We start from the raw sequence: 17,328 nt of genomic DNA on the forward strand, positions 1-17,328 counted from the left end.
ACGGACGAGGGAGGCATAAGTTCGCGGGGACCGTCGGCGGAGAACCGCGGATGCTGGCGGTCAGCCGGTGGACCGGCGGCGACTCAGCGGCGTCCCGGCGGCGGGTCGCGCCCGTCGTCGTCGCCGACGTCGACGTCGAGCCCCATCTCCTCGCGGGTCTCCCGGAGCTCCCTGATCTGTCGCCGGTAGTACGCGACGCCCACGATGGCCAGCGCGCCGAACACCGCGAGCAGCCCGCCGAACAGCGAGAGGTCCCGCTCGAGGTAGAACTGCACGAGGACGGTGTCGGTCGCCACCTCGTCCCAGGTGACGTGGACGCGGTCCTGAGCGTCGGTCCGCGTCTCCGCGCCGCCGGGCGAGACCCGACCGAACACCGGGACGGAGACGTCCCTGTCGGGCGGCAGGACGACCTCGTAGGAGCCCTCGACGTACGTCGGGACGACGAAGCGTTTCGGCGTGCTCTCGGCGGTGAACGCGACCTGGCCGCCCGCCACCGGGGTGCGAATCGTCACCTCGTCGCGCGTCTCCCGGACGCTCCCGCGCTCGGCGAGCGTCGAGCCGTCGATGACCGTGCCGTTGGGGTAGCGATAGCGGACCGCACGAACGTCGAGCGGGTTCCTGCCGCCCAGCCCGTCGTTCCGGTAGAGAACGAGTTCCGAACCGTTCACCCGGTAGACGCCCTGGAACGTGGAGTCGGCGCGGACGGTGACGTGGACGTCGACGCTCTCGTTCCAGGCGTAGCCGTCGCCGGCCGGCTCCTGGTCGAGCCGCTCTGCCGGGACCGAGTCGTCGCCGAAGAAGCCGAGACAGCCGGAGAGGAGGAGCATGCCCACGAGCGCGAGCAGCGCGAGGACCCGGCGTCGCCTCATGGAATGACGGCTTTGAGTTCGGCGGGGAGATACCCCCCGATGGCCGCCAGCAACCCCGGCGGGTCGGTTCCCTCGGTGCAGACGATGCTCTGTTCGAGCAGGCCGAGTCGCTCCACCGTGACGATGTCCTGCGCGTGGCCCGCCCGGTTCACCGTCGCCCGGACCTCGCCGCGGGTCGCGCTGTTGACGTTCACGCGGCCGTCGCCGCGCGTCCAGTCGTACAGCCGGTCGCGCTCGGCGTCCGCGAGTTCGTGGTCGCCGTCCCCGTCGTAGACGAACCGGAGCGCGAGGTGCTGGACGAGTCCGAAGCGGTCGCGAATCTGGGCGGGCGAGCCGGCACCGAGTCCGATGCCGGCGACGGGGATTCGGATCTCCCGGCCGGCGTCGAGGACGAACCCCTCCTCGTCCCAGCTCTCGAGGGTGCCGCGGTACGTCTCGCCGTCGGTGAAGTGGTCGGTCACCTCGCCCCACCGCTCGCGGAGGAGGTTCCGTGCGACCGTCGCGTCCGGGCCGTCGACCGTGACCGAGACGAAGTCGTCGTGGCGGACACCCACGTCGGACTCGACGTCGAGCTCGCCCAGGTCGTTGGCGACGAGCGAGGCCATCCCGTCGAGGGCCCTGTCGCGCGCGTCGCCGGTCACGTAGCACTTCGTCGCCAGGACGACCATTACGCGCCTGCCCCGGCGTCGTCGTGCTCGACGTTGAGCTCCTCGCGGAGCTGGTCGATGCGCCACTCCATCGCCTCGACGAGGCGGCTGTTCTCCATCGACTCCAGCGGTGAGCCACACTCGGGACACTCGAAGCCGAACTCCATCGCCTCCTCGAACTCGAAGCGGATGGAGTCGACCTCACAGAGGTAGAACTGGTGGTCCTCCTCGTAGGACTCCCGCTGTTCGAGCCCCTCCAGCAGCCGGTACATCTCCTCCTCCAGGTTCTCGGGGATGTTGTCGTACTGGAACGTCCAGAGGTACGTGAGCCAGCCCGAGTCCTCGTCGCGGACGCGGCGGTACGACGCGAGGTCGTTCTCGTAGAGGATGAACAGCGCCCGGCGGACGTCGTTCAGCTCCAGTCCGAGTTCCTCCGCGAGTTCCTCGTCGGTGACCTCCCCGTCCGGCGGCGCCGCGGCGACGGGCATGCCGGTGGGGCCGACGAGTTCGTGGAGGTACTTCTGGATGACCGGGTCCTCCAGGAGTTCCTCAAAAGCCATTGGGGGAAAACGGGGGTGGATTCATTTAAAGGAACCGGATAGGGCGGCCCGGGCCGGCCACAGTTATGGCCCACGAGCCCAACCCACACGGCGTGCCCCCCGACACGCCGCCGGTTCCCGTCGAACGGCTCGCGGAGGGTGACTGGCGCGAACTGGAGCGGGCCGCGTGGCGGCCGTTCGACGTCGGCTTGCTCGCCGTCGATGCGACCCGGGTGGTGTACGAGGACGCGACCCTCCGGAACCGGATCCGCGAATCGACGGGGATCGACGGCTCCTGGCGCTTCTTTCTGGCCGCCCGGCTAGAACTCTCACCGACGCCACCCGGGTCACGCGCGCTGACCGCGCTCGTCACCGACAGGGCGCTTTCCGGCTTCGTCGACGTGCTCGCGGAACGGGGGTTCGCGGACGTTCGGCGGGCCGCGTCGTGGGACGAGCCGGCCACTCGACCGGTGGCGGAACAGGGCGACGACCGCGAGCCCTCGGACGCGCCGGTCGAGTACGTCGCTCGCTGTACCGTCGACGGCGTCTCGCTCCGCGCGACGGCGCTCGCCCTCGTCCGCCCGGTCGAGGGCGGCTACGTCCTCGCCGGTGGTGCCTATCCGACGGGCGTGCGCGACGCTCCCGACGGGGTGGGAGCCGACGCGATCGAACGTGAACTCGATCCCGCCCGGTTCCGATCCGAACTCCTGGCGCTCGTTCGGGCTACCTGCTGATCCCGAGCCGCTCCTGGACGGTCGGGATCAGCTCACCCGGGTCCACCTCGCCCAGCGCCTCGTCGGCGAGCGCGAGCTGTTGGCGGGGACGACCGACGCCCTCGGGGACCCGTCTCGTCTCGACGATGTCGGCGCTCGCCAGCCGTTCCTTCGCCCGCGCGACCTCGGTCCGGCTCGAGAAGTTCACCTCGCGGGCCCACTCGCCGAGTTCGATGGAGAACAGTTCGTGACGGGCTCCGACGAGGGTACAGACGCCGACCGGGTCGAGCACGTCGTCCTCACGGACGGCCTCGGCGCCGTCGAGCGCGCCCGACAGGGTTCTCGCCGCGTCCGGCCAGCGGTCCCGAAAGGTGTCGAGGAGGACGTCGCGCGCGGGGACCTCGGGGCGGTAGTCGGCGGCTTCCGCCCACCGGATCTCGAACGCCTCGCGGAACGCCGCCGTCACCTCGTCGTCGCTCGTCGAGAGCGAACTCATCGTGGAGTCGGCCCGGACGTGGACCCAGGCCCGTCCGTCACCGAGCGTCAGGCTCTCGGCGATGTCGGGGGCGGTTCGAACGACGAGTCTGTCGCCGTCGATGGCCTCGGCGGCGGCCGTCGCGGTCCGGAACTCGTCGAACAGGTCCTCGGCGTCGGCCGGCGTCAGGAACAGCCTCGCCGTCTCCTTCCCGGTTCGCACCGAGCGGGCAACCGACCGCGCGAGCCGCGGGGGTGGGGAGACGAACAGCGGATCACGCGCGGTTGCGAGGAGCGTCTCGGCGACGGAGGGCGTCGCCTCGAGCGAGCGAGCGGGCATGGGGGAGGATGGACGACGGGCCGACTTTAATTTTCACTATCCGTTCCGGGCGAAAGTGAGATAGCCCGTGTGACCGACCCCGGCGGTGCTGGGCCGCGTGCCGCGGTCGTCGACGTGGAGCTCCCGCTGGATCGTCTCCAGCGTCTCGACGCCGAGCAGTCCGACCGCGTCCGCCGCCTCCTCCGCCCGCCGCGCGTCCTCCACGAACGGGGCGTAAACGGCGCAGTAGCCGCCGCTGGTGAGCAGTTCCGGCGCGTGTTCGACCACGGTCGCCGCGTCGGCCGTGTCGAGCGTGAGGAGGTCGAACTCCTCCCCGGAGAGCGCGTCGAGGTCCTCGAGCACGTCGCCCCCGCGAACCTCGACGCGGTCGTCGACGCCCGCGAGCGCCATGTTGTCGCGGGCGACCTCCGCGAATTCGGGGTCCCGTTCGTAGGTGGTCACTGCGGCTCCCAGCCGGCCGAGATACGCCGAGAGCACGCCGGTTCCGGTGCCGGCGTCGAGCACGCGGTCGCCCGACTGCGCGCCGACGTGGCCCACGACCAGTCCGACGTCGCGGGGCATCATCGGCGCGCCGGTGCGCTCGAAGTGGTTGAACAGGTCCGGACCACGGAGCGCGCGAACGGTGAACGGTTCCTCGAGATGCGTCTCGATGATCTGGCCGGGGTCCGGGTCGTCCGGAACGGTCAACACGCCGAGGTCGGTCTGGAGCTCCTCGCCCGGCGTGCGGAGGTACTCGCGGTCCGAGTCCGCGTGAACGAGGAGGACGGCCGCGTGGCTCACTCCAGCCGGGAGATCGCCGCCGCGAGGTCGCCGTCCTCGGCCTCGAGGGCCTCCCGGGCCGCGTCGGTGCTTACGCCCGCCCGCTGTGCGACGATCTCCACGTCGTCCGCGGGAATCTCGTCGGCCTCGCCGCCCGAGTCGTCGCCGGATTCGATGGCGGCGTCACCGCCGTCGCCGCCCTTGCCGACCGCGCGGGACTCAGGGGAGCCGACGACCTGGTAGGTCTGCTGGCCCTGGGCGTCCATCCGCGTGACTTGGGCGTCCCCGAACACGAGCTCCTCGTCGGCCGTCCGGATGATCACCTCCTCGGCGTCGAGTTCGGTCACGTCGATGCCCATCTGTTTCATCATCTGTTCCATCTTCCGTGGGTTCATGCCGCCGCCTCCGAACATGCCAGGAGCGTCGGCGTGCCGGAGCAAAAGCGTGGCGACGTGCCTCGCTGGTGGGACTCGTTGGCACGCGCTCGGCCCCGTCGGCTACGAGTCGCCGCCGCGACCCCTCGTTTCATGCGGGGGCCGGCCCACCCCCCTGGCATGCAACTGGCCGAACGGACGTGGCCCGAGCTGGGCGAGTACGTCGCCGGCGAGTCGGTGGCGGTCGTGCCGCTCGGCTCCACCGAGCAGCACGGTCCGCACCTGCCGCTGGCGACCGACGCGCTCATCGCCGAGGCGCTGGCGCGGGAGGCGGCCGACCGGACCGGGTTCCTCTGTACCCCGCCGGTCCGGATCGCCGTCTCGGAACACCACCGGCAGTTCCACGGGACGATGTGGGTCGAGCCCGACGTGTTCCGCGACTACGTCGAGAGTTTCTCGCGGAACCTCACGTACCACGGCGTGGACCGGATGGTGTTCGTGAACGCCCACGGCGGCAACACCCAGCACCTCCGCGAGGTGGGCCGACGGCTCAGGCGCGACCGGACCGCCTACGCGGTCGAGTGGATGTGGGACGAGTCGATCCCTGAACTGGTGCGGGAGTCGTTCGCCCACAACGGCCCCCACGGCGGCCCGAAGGAGACCGCGATGATCCAGCACATCGCGCCCGACCTCGTCCGCGAGGGGGAACTGGAAGCGGCGCGCGACGGCGGCGTCGTCGACCTCCCGGCGGCGACGACGGGCCGGTTCGGCGCGCGGACGTACTACGACAGCTCGGACAACTCGCCCAACGGCGTGTTCGGCGACCAGACGGACGCGACCGCGGAGATCGGCGCGGAGCTGTTCGAGGCCGCGAGCGAGCAGCTCGTGAAGCTGTTGGGGTGGCTCGACGACCAGCCGTTCTCGGATCTCATGCCCGAACCGCACGTCGACCCGCAGCCGGGGAGCCGACGTCCGGAGCGCTAGCGGATCGCTGACTGGCGGCGTCCTCGTCACGTCGGCGACGGGTGTTTTCCCCGGCGCGTTCGATCCCGTCCGACGCGACGCCGCGCACCCGCGAACGCCGGACGGCAGTTCTCAGCGCACACGGCCGTTGGTCGCGGTCCGGTATTTGAACCTACGTGTCGACGGGGTCCGAGCGGTCGCCGGTTTCCTCGACCTTCGTCGAGACGGCGAGTCCGGAGCCGACGGGGAGGACGAGCGTCTCGAACGCCGGGTCGTCGCGGACGGCGTCGAGATAGCAGGCGACCCCGCGTGAGGGCTCGTCGTCGATGTCGATCGCGCGGGGTTCGCCCTCCATGTGTGCCAGCAGCGAGTGGAAGTCGATGGGGCCGTACATGATGTTGTCCGCGACGACGACGCCGCCCTCCGCGACCTTCGGCGCGACCGAGTGGAAGGCGTCCTCGTAGCGCTCCTTCTGGTGGTCGACGAGGACGACGTCGAACGGGCCGTCGTACCGCTCGACAGCGGCCAGCGCGTCGCCGTGCTCGAACTGACAGCAGTCGGCCAGGCCGGCCTCGGTCAGGAACTCCTCGCCCCGTTCGAGTTCGTCCTCGTCGAACTCGGTGAGCACGACCCGGTCGGCCCCGCCCCGCAGGAACCACGACGCCGAGTAGCCGAAGCCGGAGCCGAACTCGAACACCGTTTCCGCGCCCGTGAGCCTGGCGACCATGCGGAGGACGCCGCCCGCGTCCGGGCCGATGTTCGGGAACCGCCGTTCGCGGGCCAGCGCTGCCATTCGCTCCTGTACCTCGGTGTGTTCCGGCCCGGCGGCGCGGACGAACCGGGTCGCCTCGTCCGAGAGCACCATGTCCCGGGGGACGGGGGGCGGGACCGTGAGCCTTCGGGTCACACCCCCGAAAGCCATTCGTAGCGCCTCTCGGACGGGAGCGTATGGACGGCGGTCGCATCGAGGAGGTGACGAGCGACGAGGGCTGGGACCGGGCGCTGCCGGTGCTCCAGGAACTGTGGAGCGACGCCGACGAGTCGTTCGTCCGGTCGTGGCGCGACGAGGAGGACTACCGGCTGTTCGGGCGATACGTGGACGGGGGGCTGGTCGGCGTGGTGGGCGTCTCCGTCCAGCGCGTCGTTCACCACGCCAGACACGCATGGATTCACGACCTCGTCGTCACCGAGTCGCGCCGGGGAGCGGGTCACGGCGCGGCGCTGCTCTCGTTCGTGGAGTCGTGGGCGCGCGACCGGGACTGCGAGTACGTCGCCCTCGCGAACCGACTGGGGAACGAATCGGCGCTCGACTTCTACGAGGCGGAGGGGATGGAGGCGTGGGGGTACGTCGTCGAGACGGAGCTGTAGGACGGCGCGACCGGCGGGCTGGCACGGTTCACAGTGCGGGAGCGGCCAGATAGCCGCCGATGACGAGCAGCACGACCCCGACCACGGACGCGAGTCTGAGGAACGTCTCCGCGTCGTGGGCGGCGGTTCGGACCTTGCCGACGTCCAGCGCGGACCTGATTTTGCTCGCGCCGACCTCGACGAGGCCGGTCATGACGAGCCAGAGCGCCAGCATCGTGAGCACGAGGTGGCCGCGACCGGTGCCGAACAGCAACTCGCTCCCGTAGACGGTCGCGGCCATGTGGCCGCCGGTGGCGACGAACACCAGCGCCGCGACCCGCGTGATGGTCGTCAGCCCGGAGGAGATCGACCCGAGCGCGTCGGGGTCGAGGCCCCCGCCCTTCGCGAGCGGGACGACCTTCCAGGTGGCGAGCAGGACCGCGCCGACCCAGACGCCGGCGAACAGCGTGTGCAGGACGTAGGCTCCCGTGAGTGCGAGCGGCATGGTCGGCGACTCGGGTGGTCACCGCATAAATCCCGGCAGGACGGCCCGGACGGGGGGAGGGTCAGGTCGGTGGCGTGACGGCTCCACGAGGCCCGTCCGTGACGCGACGTGGAGGCTTTAAGACGAGCGCGACCGACCCATCAGGTGATGTTTGACCCCGACGACCTGGAGGAAATCCGCTCGGAGAAGCGGCGGTGGGAGGAGGAGACCCGCGAGCCCACCGTCGAGCGGTTCGGGGAGCGCGAGGAGCGGTTCACAACCGACACCGGCGGCCAGGACGTCGACCCGCTGTACACGCCCGACGACGTCGCGGACCTCGACTACGAGGCGGACCTCGGCTTCCCGGGCGAGGAGCCGTACACCCGGGGCGTCTACCCGACGATGCACCGGGGGCGGCTCTGGACGATGCGCCAGTACGCCGGCATGGGCACCGCCGCGGAGACGAACGAGCGGTTCAACTACCTCATCGACCAGGGCTCCTCGGGGCTCTCGATGGCGTTCGACCTGCCGACCCAGATGGGCTACGACTCCGACGCGGACATGGCCGCCGGCGAGGTCGGGAAATCGGGCGTCGCAATCGACTCGCTGGAGGACTTCGAGCGCGTGTTCGACGGCATCCCGCTCGACGAGGTGTCGACCTCGATGACGATCAACGCGCCCGCATCGGTGCTGCTCGCGATGTACGTCGCCGTCGGCGACCGGCAGGGAGTCGACCGCGAGGAGCTCCGGGGCACCATCCAGAACGACATCATGAAGGAGTACATCGCGCGGAACCTCTACATCTACCCGCCCGCGGAGTCGATGCGGCTCATCACCGACATCTTCGAGTTCTGCGCGAACGAGACGCCGAAGTTCAACACCATCTCCATCTCCGGGTACCACATCCGGGAGGCCGGGTCGACGGCGGCCCAGGAGATCGCGTTCACGCTCGGCAACGGCATCGAGTACGTCCAGGCGGCCGTCGACGCCGGCCTCGACGTCGACGAGTTCGCCCCGCAGCTCTCCTTCTTCTTCAACGCCCACAACAACATCCTGGAGGAGGTGGCGAAGTTCCGCGCCGCCCGCCGGATGTGGGCGACGATCATGGCGGAGCGCTTCGGCGCGGAGAACCCGAAGTCGAAGCAGCTGAAGTTCCACACCCAGACCGCCGGCTCGATGCTGACGGCCCAGCAGATCGAGAACAACGTCGTCCGGGTCGGCTACCAGGCGCTCGCCGCGGTGCTGGGCGGCACCCAGAGCCTCCACACGAACGGGAAGGACGAGGCGCTCTCGCTCCCGACCGAGAAATCCGTGCGGACGGCGCTCCGGACCCAGCAGATCCTCGCCCACGAGTCGGGCGCGGCCGACACCATCGACCCGCTCGCCGGGAGCTACTACGTCGAGAGCCTCACGGACGGCATCGAGGAGGAGGCGTTCGACATCCTCGACGAGGTCGACCGCCGGGGCGGGATGCTCGACGCCGTACAGAACCAGTGGGTCCAGCGCCAGATCCAGGACACGGCGTTCGAGCGCCAGCGCGAGATCGAGGAAGGCGAGCGCGTCATCGTCGGCGTCAACGAGTACGAGGTCGAGGAGGACGAACCGCAGGTGGACCTGGAGGACGTCTCCGAGGAGGAGCAGCGGGCGCAGGTCGAGCGCGTGCAGGACCTCCGCGAGTCGCGCGATTCGGAGGAGGCGGAGGCGGCGCTGGCGGCGCTCCGTGACGCGGCGACCGGGGACGCGAACCTGATGCCGTACATCGTCGACGCGGTGAAGGCGTACGCGACGGTCGGCGAGATCTGCAACGTGCTCCGCAAGGAGTTCGGGGAGTACCAGCCCGGTTCGGTGTAGGGGAGTTGGCTCCAGAACGAGAGTCCGCCGTTCATCACCATTCGAGGATGGCCGGTCGGCCGTCTGGACGCACGGCACTGTTGCTGGCTCACCTGAAACCGCAGCCACGTCCTCCCCGGCCGATTCGCTCGCGGTCGGCGCAGGCGCGGACCGACAAGCACCACGGGAGCGAACGTAGTGTGCGGCGAGGAGCGTGGTTCGAACGGCGCTCGCACCGTTCGTCAGTACGGGAAACCGACGGGTTCCCGTCAGCGGTCGGATTCCGTCTGAATCCGACAGCATCACGAAAACCTTCGATTTTCGAACGAAAGCGGCCGGACCGAGGCGTGCGTCACGACGACCAACCAAACCACGAAACCTGCGAAAACCGACGACTGGCAGCCACGAAATCCCGAAAATCGACCTCCACGATACCACAAACCGAAAACACGACGAGGATTGGGGATTCCTGCAGCGGACGAAACCGCTTTCTCGGGGGCGCGTCACGTCCACCCATGGACGACGAGACGCGCGCCCTGCTCGACGTGCTAGTTGCCGACGCCAGGGAATCGACCGCAGACATCGCCCGCCAGACGGGCCTCTCGGCGGACGAGGTGGACGCGCGTCTCGACGAACTCGAAGCGGCGGGCGTGCTGCGCGGCTACACGGCGGTCGTCGACTGGGACAGCACCGACGCCGACCGGGTCGCCGCGGTCGTCGAGGTGAACGTCGAACTCGACCGGGAGACCGACTACGAGGACATCGCACGCCGCATCGCCGAGTCGCCGACCGTCGACTCGCTCCGGCTCGTCTCGGGCGACTACGACTTCGCGCTCGACGTGAGCGCCGACACGATGCAGGCCGTCTCCCGATTCGTCGCCGACGAGGTCGCGCCGCTGCCGGCGGTGACGAAGACGGTCACCCACTACGTGATGGAGACGTACAAGGAACGCGGGGTCGTCTTCGACGAGCGCGACGACGACGACCGGCTCTCAGTGACCCCATGAGCGACCGGAGTGATTCCCCGGACACGCCGGCCAGCGGGGCTTCAGGGGCTTCGGAGACCGGCAGCCGCGAGACGGACGACCCGGGGAAGGCCGACCGCTTCACGCCAGCGGAGCGCGTCGAGGCGGTGCCGCCCTCGGGCATCCGCGCGTTCTTCGAGGTCGCCGAATCCCGCGAGGACGTGATCTCGCTGGGCGTCGGCGAACCGGACTTCACCGCGCCGTGGGCCGCCCGGTCGGCGGCGATCGAGTCGCTGGAGCGCGGCCGCACGAGCTACACGGCAAACCGCGGGATGCCGGCGCTCCGACGCGCCATCGCGCGCCACGTCGAGCGCTACGACCTCGCCTACGACCCGCAGGAGGAGATCCTCGTCACCACCGGCGCGAGCGAGGCCGTCGACCTCGCGTTCCGCGCGCTCGTCGACCCCGGGGACGTCGTCGCGCTCCCGACGCCGACGTACGTCTCCTACCGGCCCGGCGTGACGTTCGCCGGCGGCGACCCGCTCCCCGTCCCCACCCACCACGAGGACGACTGGTCGCTGACGCCGGACGCGCTCGCGGCGGCCGGCGCCGACGAGGCGGACGTGCTCGTGCTCTGTTACCCGAACAACCCGACCGGCGCGACGATGACGGGGGAGGAACTCGCCGCAGTCGCCGAGTTCTGTCTCGAACACGACCTGCTGGTCGTCTCCGACGAGATCTACGCCGCGCTCACCTACGAGGGCGAGCACACCTCCATCGCCACGCTGCCCGGGATGCGCGAGCGGACCGTCGTCGTCAACGGCTTCTCGAAGGCGTACGCGATGACGGGGCTCAGGCTCGGCTACGCGCTCGCGCCGCCGACCGCCTCGGCGGCGATGACGAAGGTCCACCAGTACGGGATGCTCTCCGCGCCGACGACGGCACAGCACGCCGCGATCCGGGCGCTGGAGGACTGTGACGACGACGTCGTCGAGATGCGCCGCGAGTACGACCGTCGCCGGCGGTACCTCACCGCGCGCCTGCGGGAACTCGGCGTCGCGGTCGCCGAGCCCGGCGGCGCGTTCTACGCGTTCCCACGGGTCGCCGACGTCGCGCCCGACGGCGACGACGAGGCGTTCGCCACGGAGCTGCTCGAGACGACCGGCGTCGCTGCGGTGCCGGGCAGCGCGTTCGGAGACGGCGGCGCGGGGCACCTCCGGCTCTCGTACGCGACCGGGATGGACGACCTGAAGGAGGCGATGGCGCGGCTCGAAACGTTCCTCGCGGACCGCTGAATCGGATCGTTCCTCCGGATTCCTCGATTCGAACCGTACCACGGGGTCCGCCGTGAGGTCCGCCGGCCAGGGCTCGACGGGTCCGGGAGAAACGTCTCGCCCGCCGTCAGGGGTTTCAGGGAGTTTAGGTAGTCGGGTGTGTGATGTGTCCGCATGGAGTTCGCACTCTCCGAGGAGCAACGACAGCTACGCGACGAGGTCCGGCGATTCGCGGAGAACGAGGTCGCGCCCGTGGCGAGCGAGCACGACCGGGAGGAGTCGTACCCGTACGAGGTGATGGAGGAGGCCGCGAAGATGGGGCTCACCGGCCCCCACATCCCGGTCGAGTACGGCGGCGTCGGCTACGACTCGCTCGAGACGGCCATCATCACCGAGGAACTGTTCGCGGTCGATCCCGGCGTCGGGCTCTGTATCACCTCGGCCGCCTTCGGCGCGGAGGCCATCATGGGGTTCGGGACCGACGAGCAGAAGGAGGAGTACCTGACGCCCATCACCGAGGGCGAAACCGTCATGGGCGCGGCCATCAGCGAACCGCAGGCCGGCTCGGACGTCACCGGCATCACCACGCGCGCCGAGAAGGACGGCGACGAGTGGGTCATCAACGGCAACAAGATGTGGATCACGAACGGATCGGTCGGGGACTACTTCGTCGTGATGTGCGAGACCGACCCCGACCAGGAGGACCGCTACATGGGCTACTCCCAGATCATCGTCGAGTCCGACCGCGACGGGTTCGACGCCGACAAGATCACCGGGAAGATGGGCATCCGCGCGAGCGACACCGCCGAACTCATCTTCGACGACGTGCGCGTCCCCGAGGAGAACCTCGTCGGCTCGCGCGGCATGGGGTTCCTCCAGCTCATGCAGTTCTTCGACGAGACGCGGACGGCCGTCGCCGCACAGGGCGTAGGCATCGCGAAGGGCGCGGCCGAGCGCGCGCTGGAGTACACGGAGGAACGCGAGCAGTTCGGTCGCCCCATCTCGGAGTTCCAGGCCGTCAAACACGAACTCGCCGAGCAGTTCACGAACCTCCGCGCCGCCCGAAACCTCACCTACGAGGCCGCGTGGGCCGTCGAGAACGAGCCGGACGATCTGACCCGGCTCGCGTCGATGGCCAAGGAGTTCGCCTCCCGGACGGCCGTCGAATCGGCGGACACCGCGGTCCAGCTCCACGGCGGGGCCGGCTTCGTCAACGACCACGACGTCGAGCGGCTCTACCGCGACGCGAAGATCACCCAGATCTACGAGGGAACGACCCAGATACAGAAGAACATCATCGCGCGCGAACTGCTCGACGAAGGGTTCTGATCAGAATCCGAACTCCGTCCCTTCCCCGCCGCTTCCGTCGCCGGTGCCGTCGGCTCGCCCGATGTCCCGGAACGCGCCCTCGAAGTCGTCGTGCTCGTCGAAGTTCGCCACCGAGTCGTCGAGGTTCTCACGCAGGTCCCTGAGCTGTGCGTCGAGGTAGTCGTACTCCTCGGACTCCTCCAGGGCCGCACGCCCCTTCTCGGACTCGAGAACCGCCTTCTTCGAGGCGAGCGCGAAGTACGTCTGAACGTCGCTGTCGTACTCGCTGCGTCGGAACAGCCCCTCGACCGTCTCCGTGAGCGCGCCGCGCGTGACCGGCTTCACGAGGTAGTCGTCAAAGCCCATGGCGACGATGTCGAAGTCCGGTTCGACCGCGGTCACCATCGCGACGCGACACTCGATTCCCCGCTCCCGGACCGCGACGAGCACCTCGTCGCCCGACAGGCCCGGCATCCGTCGGTCGAGCAGCACGATGTCGACGTCCTCGTCGAGCTGTTCGAGCGCCTCGTGACCGCCGTAAGCGGTCCGTACCTCGTACTCGTCGCCGAGCCACGCGGCGTACAGGTCCGCGAGGTCGGGCTCGTCTTCGACGACCAGGACGACAGGGAGGTCTTCACTCATGCTACAGTGTTCCGTGTTGTCCCCACCTGACGGAGCAGTCCTTATGAATATACCCCTTGGCCGGTGGCGGCGTCCCCACCCTCGACTCCGTTCGTCCGTCAGGTAGCCGCCACGTAACCATCGCCTGGCGGTCGTTCCCCCCAACACTTAATCGTGTCCCGTCTGACTCCGGCAGAAATTGCGCGCCGTCCGGCGTGCGGAACCGACCCGGCCCGCCCCGGTTCACTCGCCGGGGCTGTAGTTGGGTGCCTCGTCCGTGATGGTCACGTCGTGGGGGTGGCCCTCGGTCTGGCCGGCCTGGGAGACGCGGACGAACTCGGCGCGCTCCTTGAACCCCGACAGCGTCTCGGCGCCGACGTAGCCCATCCCCGAGCGCATCCCGCCGACGAGCTGGTGGAGCTCCGAGGCGAGGCTCCCCTTGTACGGCGTCGCGGCCTCGACGCCCTCGGGGACGAACTCCTCGTCCTCCTCGGCGTCCTTCAGGTAGCGGTCGCCCCCGCCCTCGCTCATCGCGCCGACCGAGCCCATCCCGCGGTACTGCTTGTAGCGCTTGCCGTTCATCGTGATGACCCGGCCCGGGGCCTCGTCGGTGCCCGCGAAGTAGGAGCCCAGCATCACCGCGTCCGCGCCCGCGGCGACCGCCTTGATGGCGTCGCCGGAGTAGCGGATGCCGCCATCCGCGATGACGGGGACGCCGTGTTCGCTGGCCACGTCCGCGACCTGCGCGACGGCCGTGATCTGGGGCATGCCCGCCCCGGAGACGACGCGCGTGGTACAGATGGAGCCGGGGCCGATGCCGACCTTCAGGCCGTCCGCGAAGTCGACGGCCGCCTCGGCGGCCTCCCGCGTCCCGACGTTCCCGACGACGACGTCGGCCGCGACGGTCTCCTTGATCGCCCGCGCCGACTCGAGCACGTTGAGGTTGTGCGCGTGGGCGCAGTCGATGAACAGCACGTCCGCGCCCGCCTCGTCGGCCGCGACGGCCCGCTCCTCCTCGAACGGCCCGACCGCGACGCCGACGAGCAGCGCGCCCGCCTCGTCACGGGCGGCGTCGCCGTGTTCGCGGCGCTGGAGGACGCCCTGCATCGTGACGAGCCCGACGAGCCGGTTCCCCTCGTCGACGACGGGGACGCGCTCGATCTTGTGCTCGTACATGAGCTCGAGCGCCTCACGCGCGGAGACGTCCTCGGGCGCGGTGATGACCTCGTCGGTCATCGCCTCCCGGACCGCGTCGGACTCGCCGACCTCCAGGTACGGCCGGATGTCGGTGCCCGAGATGATGCCCAGCACGGCGTCGTCGTCGTCGACCACCGGCGCGCCCGAGACGCCCGCCCGCTCCATCATCTCGTCCACGTCGCGGACGGTCTGGTCGGGCGCGGCCGTGACGACGTTCTCGCGGCGGATGACGAGTTCGTCCGCGCGCTTGACGCGCTCGACCTCCGCCGCCGTCTCCTCGACGGTCATGTTTCGATGGAGGACGCCGAGGCCGCCCTCGCGGGCCATCTCGGCCGCCAGATCGCTCTCGGTGACCGTGTCCATCGCGGCCGACAGCACCGGGATCGTCAGTTCGACGTTGCGGGAGACGCGCGTGGACACGTCCGCCTCGTCGGGTTCGACGCGGCTCTCCTTGGGTCGGAGCAGCACGTCGTCGAACGTCAACGCCTCGGGCACCGCCAGCTTCTCGGAGAAGACCCCACCTGTTGAACCGTCGTTCGCCATGTTATCGGTGGGGCGCTCCGTCCCAAAAACGTTCCGAGGACCCGTGCTCCCGCCATCCGCTGACACGCTACTCGCTCACATGCACGACCGACGTCGCTCGAACTGCCACCTGAACCGGCCGCTCGAACGTGCCGCCGGCCCGGACCGCTCGAACTGCCACCGGGACGGGCCCCACGCCGGTCGCAATGGTTGCCCCAACCGACGCCCGACACCGATCATCTCGAGGCGATGGGCTATAATTGACGTGGATTCGTAGGCGAATCACCCGTCTCGGGTGCCTACCTTCGTGACCCATGCGCTCGAATCCCACACAACGCTTATTGTCACGACGTGGGTTTGAACGATCATGGACTTCGTGTCCCACTACGGTGCACGCACTGCCGGCCAGACGAGCATCCGCGCGGCGCTCGTGACAGCCTTCCGGCAGGCGACGAAACCGACGGTGGAACGCGGAGCCGCGGGCTTCCGCTGGCCGCTCCGGTTCGAATTCGGCTCGAACCCCCACGCGGAGTCGCCCGATCGCTACCACCGCGCCGCCGGTGAGGCGCACGGCTATCGCTAGATGAGTACGTCACGACACCCGATCGCGCTCCGGCTTGAGCGACGCGTCGGCGGCCCCACGCGGCTGCTCGCCACCGTCATGGGCCTCCCGCTCATCGACGGCATCTTCCCCGCGCTCGTCATCGCGGGGGCGCTGACGGTCCCGTTCGGCATCGTCGAGACCGGGCTGCTCATCTTCGGCGGCTCGGCCACGATGGCGGTCGTCCTCGCCGAGATGGAGGGAACGCCGCGCGAGAAGGCCCTCTCCATCCTGCTACTCGGCGCGGTGCTCGTTCCCGTGGCCGTCGCCGAGGCCGCGCTGGCCCAGACCATCCAGAGCCTGCTCACCGACACGTTCCACCGCTTCGCGGGCCTGGTCATCCTCGCCATCGCGGCCAAGACCGCGAGCGCGGAGGTCGGCGAGTACCTCCCGCGGCCGGGGGCGATCATCGCGCTCGGGCTCGTTGCGAGTTTCGACCCGAGCGGCGCACGGCTCACCCTCCTGCTCGACCCCGGGCTGCTCGTCCGCGCCGGGGCGGCCGCCGGGGTCGGCGTCGGCTTCGCGCTCGCGGTCGCGCTCGCGGGCGACCACCTGCGCGACCGCGTCGACATCGACCGCTTCCGGTTCGGCTCGGCGGTCGCGCTCGGGATGCTGGCGCTCTCGGTGCTCGGCCTGCTACCGACCGAACAGCCGGTCGCGCTCGGCGTGCTCTGCGTGACGGCCGTGTTCTCCTACGAGCCGAGTTCCGACGTCGCGTCCGCCGGCTCCTCGGACGACGCCGACGGGGCGACCGGCGACGGTACGAGCGGGGACGGGGCATCGGAGCCAGCACCCGCAGCCGACCACGGTGGCGAGTCGGCTCCCGCCTCGGCCCCGGACCTCGCGGCCGGCGCCGTGTCCGGATCCGCGACGGACGGCGGCTCGTCGGCCGGGATCGACCCGGTCGACGGCGACGACGCGGACGGGAGCGTGTCGGACCCCGAGGACGGCCCCAACCGCGCTCCCTGGCTGTAGCGTCCCGCCGACCGCGGGCTTTACTTCGACCGCCCCGCTTGCACCGACATGAGCAATCGCGTCGTCGAGGGGCGGATGGTCACGCCCGAGAAACTGGCCGAACTCGTCGAGGGCGAGTCGGTGATGGAAGCCGAGGACATCGCGGACGCCGACCGGCAGTGTCCCGACTGCGGCGGCGACGTCATCTCGGTCGGATACATGCCCTCGGTCACGGAGTTCGTGACCGCCTACAAGTGTCAGGAGTGCCCCTGGGGCGAGACGGATCGCTGACCGAATCGAAATCCCTTTAGGCGATTCCGGGGAAGAAACTGATGCGAGGGGTCGTGGCCAAGCCAGGCATGGCGACTGACTCCAGAGGCTGACCGCCCGGTGACGAACTCCAGACTGATATACCGAGCGTCCGACTGATCATCGGCCGCGACGACGACCCTCTGGAGGACCGAGGCGCGACAACCGGAGATATCAGTCGATCGGGGGTTCAAATCCCTCCGACCCCACTTCTCACGCGGCGTTTTCACGGTGAGTG

At 69.8% G+C, this 17,328-nt stretch carries 20 protein-coding genes and 1 tRNA gene; 11 read left to right on the plus strand and 10 right to left on the minus strand.

The window, feature by feature from the left end:
- Positions 1-83: 83 nt before the first annotated feature.
- From RJT50_RS06045 to RJT50_RS06055, 3 genes are read right to left on the minus strand one after another with little or no spacing between them, the layout of a single operon-like run.
- Positions 84-869, minus strand: coding sequence for a DUF5803 family protein (locus tag RJT50_RS06045; RefSeq protein WP_313695023.1), 786 nt, complete (start codon positions 867-869; stop codon positions 84-86).
- Positions 866-1,537 carry a DUF2110 family protein gene (locus RJT50_RS06050; protein WP_313695024.1) on the minus strand — a complete coding sequence of 224 codons (672 nt, stop codon included), beginning with the start codon at positions 1,535-1,537 and terminating at the stop codon, positions 866-868. The genes RJT50_RS06045 and RJT50_RS06050 overlap by 4 nt, the downstream gene beginning before the upstream one ends.
- Entirely contained in the window at positions 1,537-2,076 is a 540-nt protein-coding gene (locus tag RJT50_RS06055) for a transcription factor (protein ID WP_313695025.1), read from the minus strand. The genes RJT50_RS06050 and RJT50_RS06055 overlap by 1 nt, the downstream gene beginning before the upstream one ends.
- A gap of 92 nt (positions 2,077-2,168) precedes the next feature.
- On the opposite strand from RJT50_RS06055, the gene RJT50_RS06060 reads away from it, so the two are divergent.
- The gene (locus RJT50_RS06060) at positions 2,169-2,789 is read left to right on the plus strand and encodes a DUF6517 family protein (RefSeq protein ID WP_313695028.1); all 621 of its coding nucleotides are present in this window, start codon (positions 2,169-2,171) and stop codon (positions 2,787-2,789) included.
- Here RJT50_RS06060 and RJT50_RS06065 read toward each other — a convergent pair.
- From RJT50_RS06065 to RJT50_RS06075, 3 genes are read right to left on the minus strand one after another with little or no spacing between them, the layout of a single operon-like run.
- The gene (locus RJT50_RS06065; RefSeq protein WP_313695030.1) at positions 2,779-3,582 is read right to left on the minus strand and encodes a transcriptional regulator TbsP domain-containing protein; all 804 of its coding nucleotides are present in this window, start codon (positions 3,580-3,582) and stop codon (positions 2,779-2,781) included. The two genes, RJT50_RS06060 and RJT50_RS06065, sit on opposite strands and share 11 nt — an antisense overlap.
- A 36-nt stretch (positions 3,583-3,618) precedes the next feature.
- Positions 3,619-4,362, minus strand: a complete 744-nt coding sequence (locus RJT50_RS06070) for a methyltransferase domain-containing protein (RefSeq protein ID WP_313695032.1) — start codon at positions 4,360-4,362, stop codon at positions 3,619-3,621.
- Positions 4,359-4,754: a nascent polypeptide-associated complex protein gene (locus RJT50_RS06075; protein ID WP_313695033.1), complete on the minus strand. Its 396-nt coding sequence runs from the start codon at positions 4,752-4,754 to the stop codon at positions 4,359-4,361. Before RJT50_RS06075 ends, RJT50_RS06070 begins: the two co-directional genes overlap by 4 nt.
- A gap of 141 nt (positions 4,755-4,895) precedes the next feature.
- Here RJT50_RS06075 and RJT50_RS06080 point away from each other — a divergent pair, with 141 nt between their 5' ends.
- Complete coding sequence (locus RJT50_RS06080; protein WP_313695035.1) at positions 4,896-5,699, plus strand: creatininase family protein; 804 nt, start codon at positions 4,896-4,898, stop codon at positions 5,697-5,699.
- 151 nt (positions 5,700-5,850) lie between these two features.
- Here RJT50_RS06080 and RJT50_RS06085 read toward each other — a convergent pair whose 3' ends face one another.
- On the minus strand, positions 5,851-6,543 hold the full coding sequence (locus RJT50_RS06085) for an O-methyltransferase (protein WP_313695038.1): 693 nt from the start codon (positions 6,541-6,543) through the stop codon (positions 5,851-5,853).
- Between the two features lie 83 nt (positions 6,544-6,626).
- On the opposite strand from RJT50_RS06085, the gene RJT50_RS06090 reads away from it, so the two are divergent.
- On the plus strand, positions 6,627-7,046 hold the full coding sequence (locus tag RJT50_RS06090; RefSeq protein WP_313695041.1) for a GNAT family N-acetyltransferase: 420 nt from the start codon (positions 6,627-6,629) through the stop codon (positions 7,044-7,046).
- A 28-nt stretch (positions 7,047-7,074) separates the two neighbouring features.
- Here the strand turns inward: RJT50_RS06090 and RJT50_RS06095 are convergent, their stop codons facing one another.
- On the minus strand, positions 7,075-7,530 hold the full coding sequence (locus tag RJT50_RS06095) for a transporter (protein ID WP_313695044.1): 456 nt from the start codon (positions 7,528-7,530) through the stop codon (positions 7,075-7,077).
- Between the two features lie 147 nt (positions 7,531-7,677).
- Between RJT50_RS06095 and RJT50_RS06100 the strand changes: the two genes are divergently transcribed.
- The 4 genes from RJT50_RS06100 to RJT50_RS06115 all read left to right on the plus strand — a co-directional run bounded on the left by RJT50_RS06100 (position 7,678) and on the right by RJT50_RS06115 (position 12,907).
- Positions 7,678-9,360 carry an acyl-CoA mutase large subunit family protein gene (locus tag RJT50_RS06100; protein WP_313695047.1) on the plus strand — a complete coding sequence of 561 codons (1,683 nt, stop codon included), beginning with the start codon at positions 7,678-7,680 and terminating at the stop codon, positions 9,358-9,360.
- A 494-nt stretch (positions 9,361-9,854) separates the two neighbouring features.
- Complete coding sequence (locus RJT50_RS06105) at positions 9,855-10,346, plus strand: Lrp/AsnC family transcriptional regulator (protein WP_313695049.1); 492 nt, start codon at positions 9,855-9,857, stop codon at positions 10,344-10,346.
- Positions 10,343-11,599: a pyridoxal phosphate-dependent aminotransferase gene (locus RJT50_RS06110; RefSeq protein ID WP_313695052.1), complete on the plus strand. Its 1,257-nt coding sequence runs from the start codon at positions 10,343-10,345 to the stop codon at positions 11,597-11,599. The genes RJT50_RS06105 and RJT50_RS06110 overlap by 4 nt, the downstream gene beginning before the upstream one ends.
- A 153-nt stretch (positions 11,600-11,752) precedes the next feature.
- A complete protein-coding gene (locus RJT50_RS06115; RefSeq protein WP_313695055.1) occupies positions 11,753-12,907 on the plus strand; it encodes an acyl-CoA dehydrogenase family protein in 1,155 nt (384 codons plus the stop codon).
- Here RJT50_RS06115 and RJT50_RS06120 read toward each other — a convergent pair whose 3' ends face one another.
- Positions 12,908-13,528, minus strand: a complete 621-nt coding sequence (locus RJT50_RS06120; protein WP_313695057.1) for a HalX domain-containing protein — start codon at positions 13,526-13,528, stop codon at positions 12,908-12,910.
- Between the two features lie 222 nt (positions 13,529-13,750).
- Positions 13,751-15,247, minus strand: coding sequence for an IMP dehydrogenase (gene guaB / locus RJT50_RS06125; RefSeq protein ID WP_313695059.1), 1,497 nt, complete (start codon positions 15,245-15,247; stop codon positions 13,751-13,753).
- A 346-nt stretch (positions 15,248-15,593) separates the two neighbouring features.
- On the opposite strand from guaB, the gene RJT50_RS06130 reads away from it, so the two are divergent.
- The 4 genes from RJT50_RS06130 (at position 15,594) to RJT50_RS06145 (ending at position 17,299) form a co-directional block, all read left to right on the plus strand.
- A complete protein-coding gene (locus tag RJT50_RS06130; protein WP_313695062.1) occupies positions 15,594-15,809 on the plus strand; it encodes a hypothetical protein in 216 nt (71 codons plus the stop codon).
- The gene (locus tag RJT50_RS06135) at positions 15,810-16,802 is read left to right on the plus strand and encodes a DUF5794 domain-containing protein (RefSeq protein ID WP_313695064.1); all 993 of its coding nucleotides are present in this window, start codon (positions 15,810-15,812) and stop codon (positions 16,800-16,802) included. It begins immediately after the preceding gene.
- Positions 16,803-16,850: 48 nt separating this feature from the next.
- Positions 16,851-17,072: a DUF5795 family protein gene (locus RJT50_RS06140; RefSeq protein WP_313695066.1), complete on the plus strand. Its 222-nt coding sequence runs from the start codon at positions 16,851-16,853 to the stop codon at positions 17,070-17,072.
- 47 nt (positions 17,073-17,119) lie between these two features.
- Positions 17,120-17,299, plus strand: a tRNA-Trp gene (locus RJT50_RS06145).
- The last annotated feature ends 29 nt before the right edge of the window (positions 17,300-17,328 follow it).

It is taken from the genome of Halobaculum sp. XH14 (assembly GCF_032116555.1).
Taxonomy (GTDB): Archaea; Halobacteriota; Halobacteria; order Halobacteriales; family Haloferacaceae; genus Halorarum; species Halorarum halobium.

Excerpts from the sequence above, each read along its gene's own strand:
- RJT50_RS06105 (WP_313695049.1), top strand. The coding sequence starts at position 9,855 with ATGGACGACGAGACGCGCGCCCTGCTCGACGTGCTAGTTGCCGACGCC.
- RJT50_RS06055 (WP_313695025.1), bottom strand. The coding sequence starts at position 2,076 with ATGGCTTTTGAGGAACTCCTGGAGGACCCGGTCATCCAGAAGTACCTC.
- RJT50_RS06075 (WP_313695033.1), bottom strand. The coding sequence starts at position 4,754 with ATGTTCGGAGGCGGCGGCATGAACCCACGGAAGATGGAACAGATGATG.
- RJT50_RS06140 (WP_313695066.1), top strand. The coding sequence starts at position 16,851 with ATGAGCAATCGCGTCGTCGAGGGGCGGATGGTCACGCCCGAGAAACTG.
- RJT50_RS06045 (WP_313695023.1), bottom strand. The coding sequence starts at position 869 with ATGAGGCGACGCCGGGTCCTCGCGCTGCTCGCGCTCGTGGGCATGCTC.
- RJT50_RS06130 (WP_313695062.1), top strand. The coding sequence starts at position 15,594 with ATGGACTTCGTGTCCCACTACGGTGCACGCACTGCCGGCCAGACGAGC.
- RJT50_RS06080 (WP_313695035.1), top strand. The coding sequence starts at position 4,896 with ATGCAACTGGCCGAACGGACGTGGCCCGAGCTGGGCGAGTACGTCGCC.
- RJT50_RS06090 (WP_313695041.1), top strand. The coding sequence starts at position 6,627 with ATGGACGGCGGTCGCATCGAGGAGGTGACGAGCGACGAGGGCTGGGAC.
- RJT50_RS06050 (WP_313695024.1), bottom strand. The coding sequence starts at position 1,537 with ATGGTCGTCCTGGCGACGAAGTGCTACGTGACCGGCGACGCGCGCGAC.
- RJT50_RS06110 (WP_313695052.1), top strand. The coding sequence starts at position 10,343 with ATGAGCGACCGGAGTGATTCCCCGGACACGCCGGCCAGCGGGGCTTCA.
- RJT50_RS06065 (WP_313695030.1), bottom strand. The coding sequence starts at position 3,582 with ATGCCCGCTCGCTCGCTCGAGGCGACGCCCTCCGTCGCCGAGACGCTC.
- RJT50_RS06115 (WP_313695055.1), top strand. The coding sequence starts at position 11,753 with ATGGAGTTCGCACTCTCCGAGGAGCAACGACAGCTACGCGACGAGGTC.
- RJT50_RS06135 (WP_313695064.1), top strand. The coding sequence starts at position 15,810 with ATGAGTACGTCACGACACCCGATCGCGCTCCGGCTTGAGCGACGCGTC.
- RJT50_RS06100 (WP_313695047.1), top strand. The coding sequence starts at position 7,678 with ATGTTTGACCCCGACGACCTGGAGGAAATCCGCTCGGAGAAGCGGCGG.
- RJT50_RS06085 (WP_313695038.1), bottom strand. The coding sequence starts at position 6,543 with ATGGTGCTCTCGGACGAGGCGACCCGGTTCGTCCGCGCCGCCGGGCCG.
- RJT50_RS06095 (WP_313695044.1), bottom strand. The coding sequence starts at position 7,530 with ATGCCGCTCGCACTCACGGGAGCCTACGTCCTGCACACGCTGTTCGCC.
- RJT50_RS06120 (WP_313695057.1), bottom strand. The coding sequence starts at position 13,528 with ATGAGTGAAGACCTCCCTGTCGTCCTGGTCGTCGAAGACGAGCCCGAC.
- guaB (WP_313695059.1), bottom strand. The coding sequence starts at position 15,247 with ATGGCGAACGACGGTTCAACAGGTGGGGTCTTCTCCGAGAAGCTGGCG.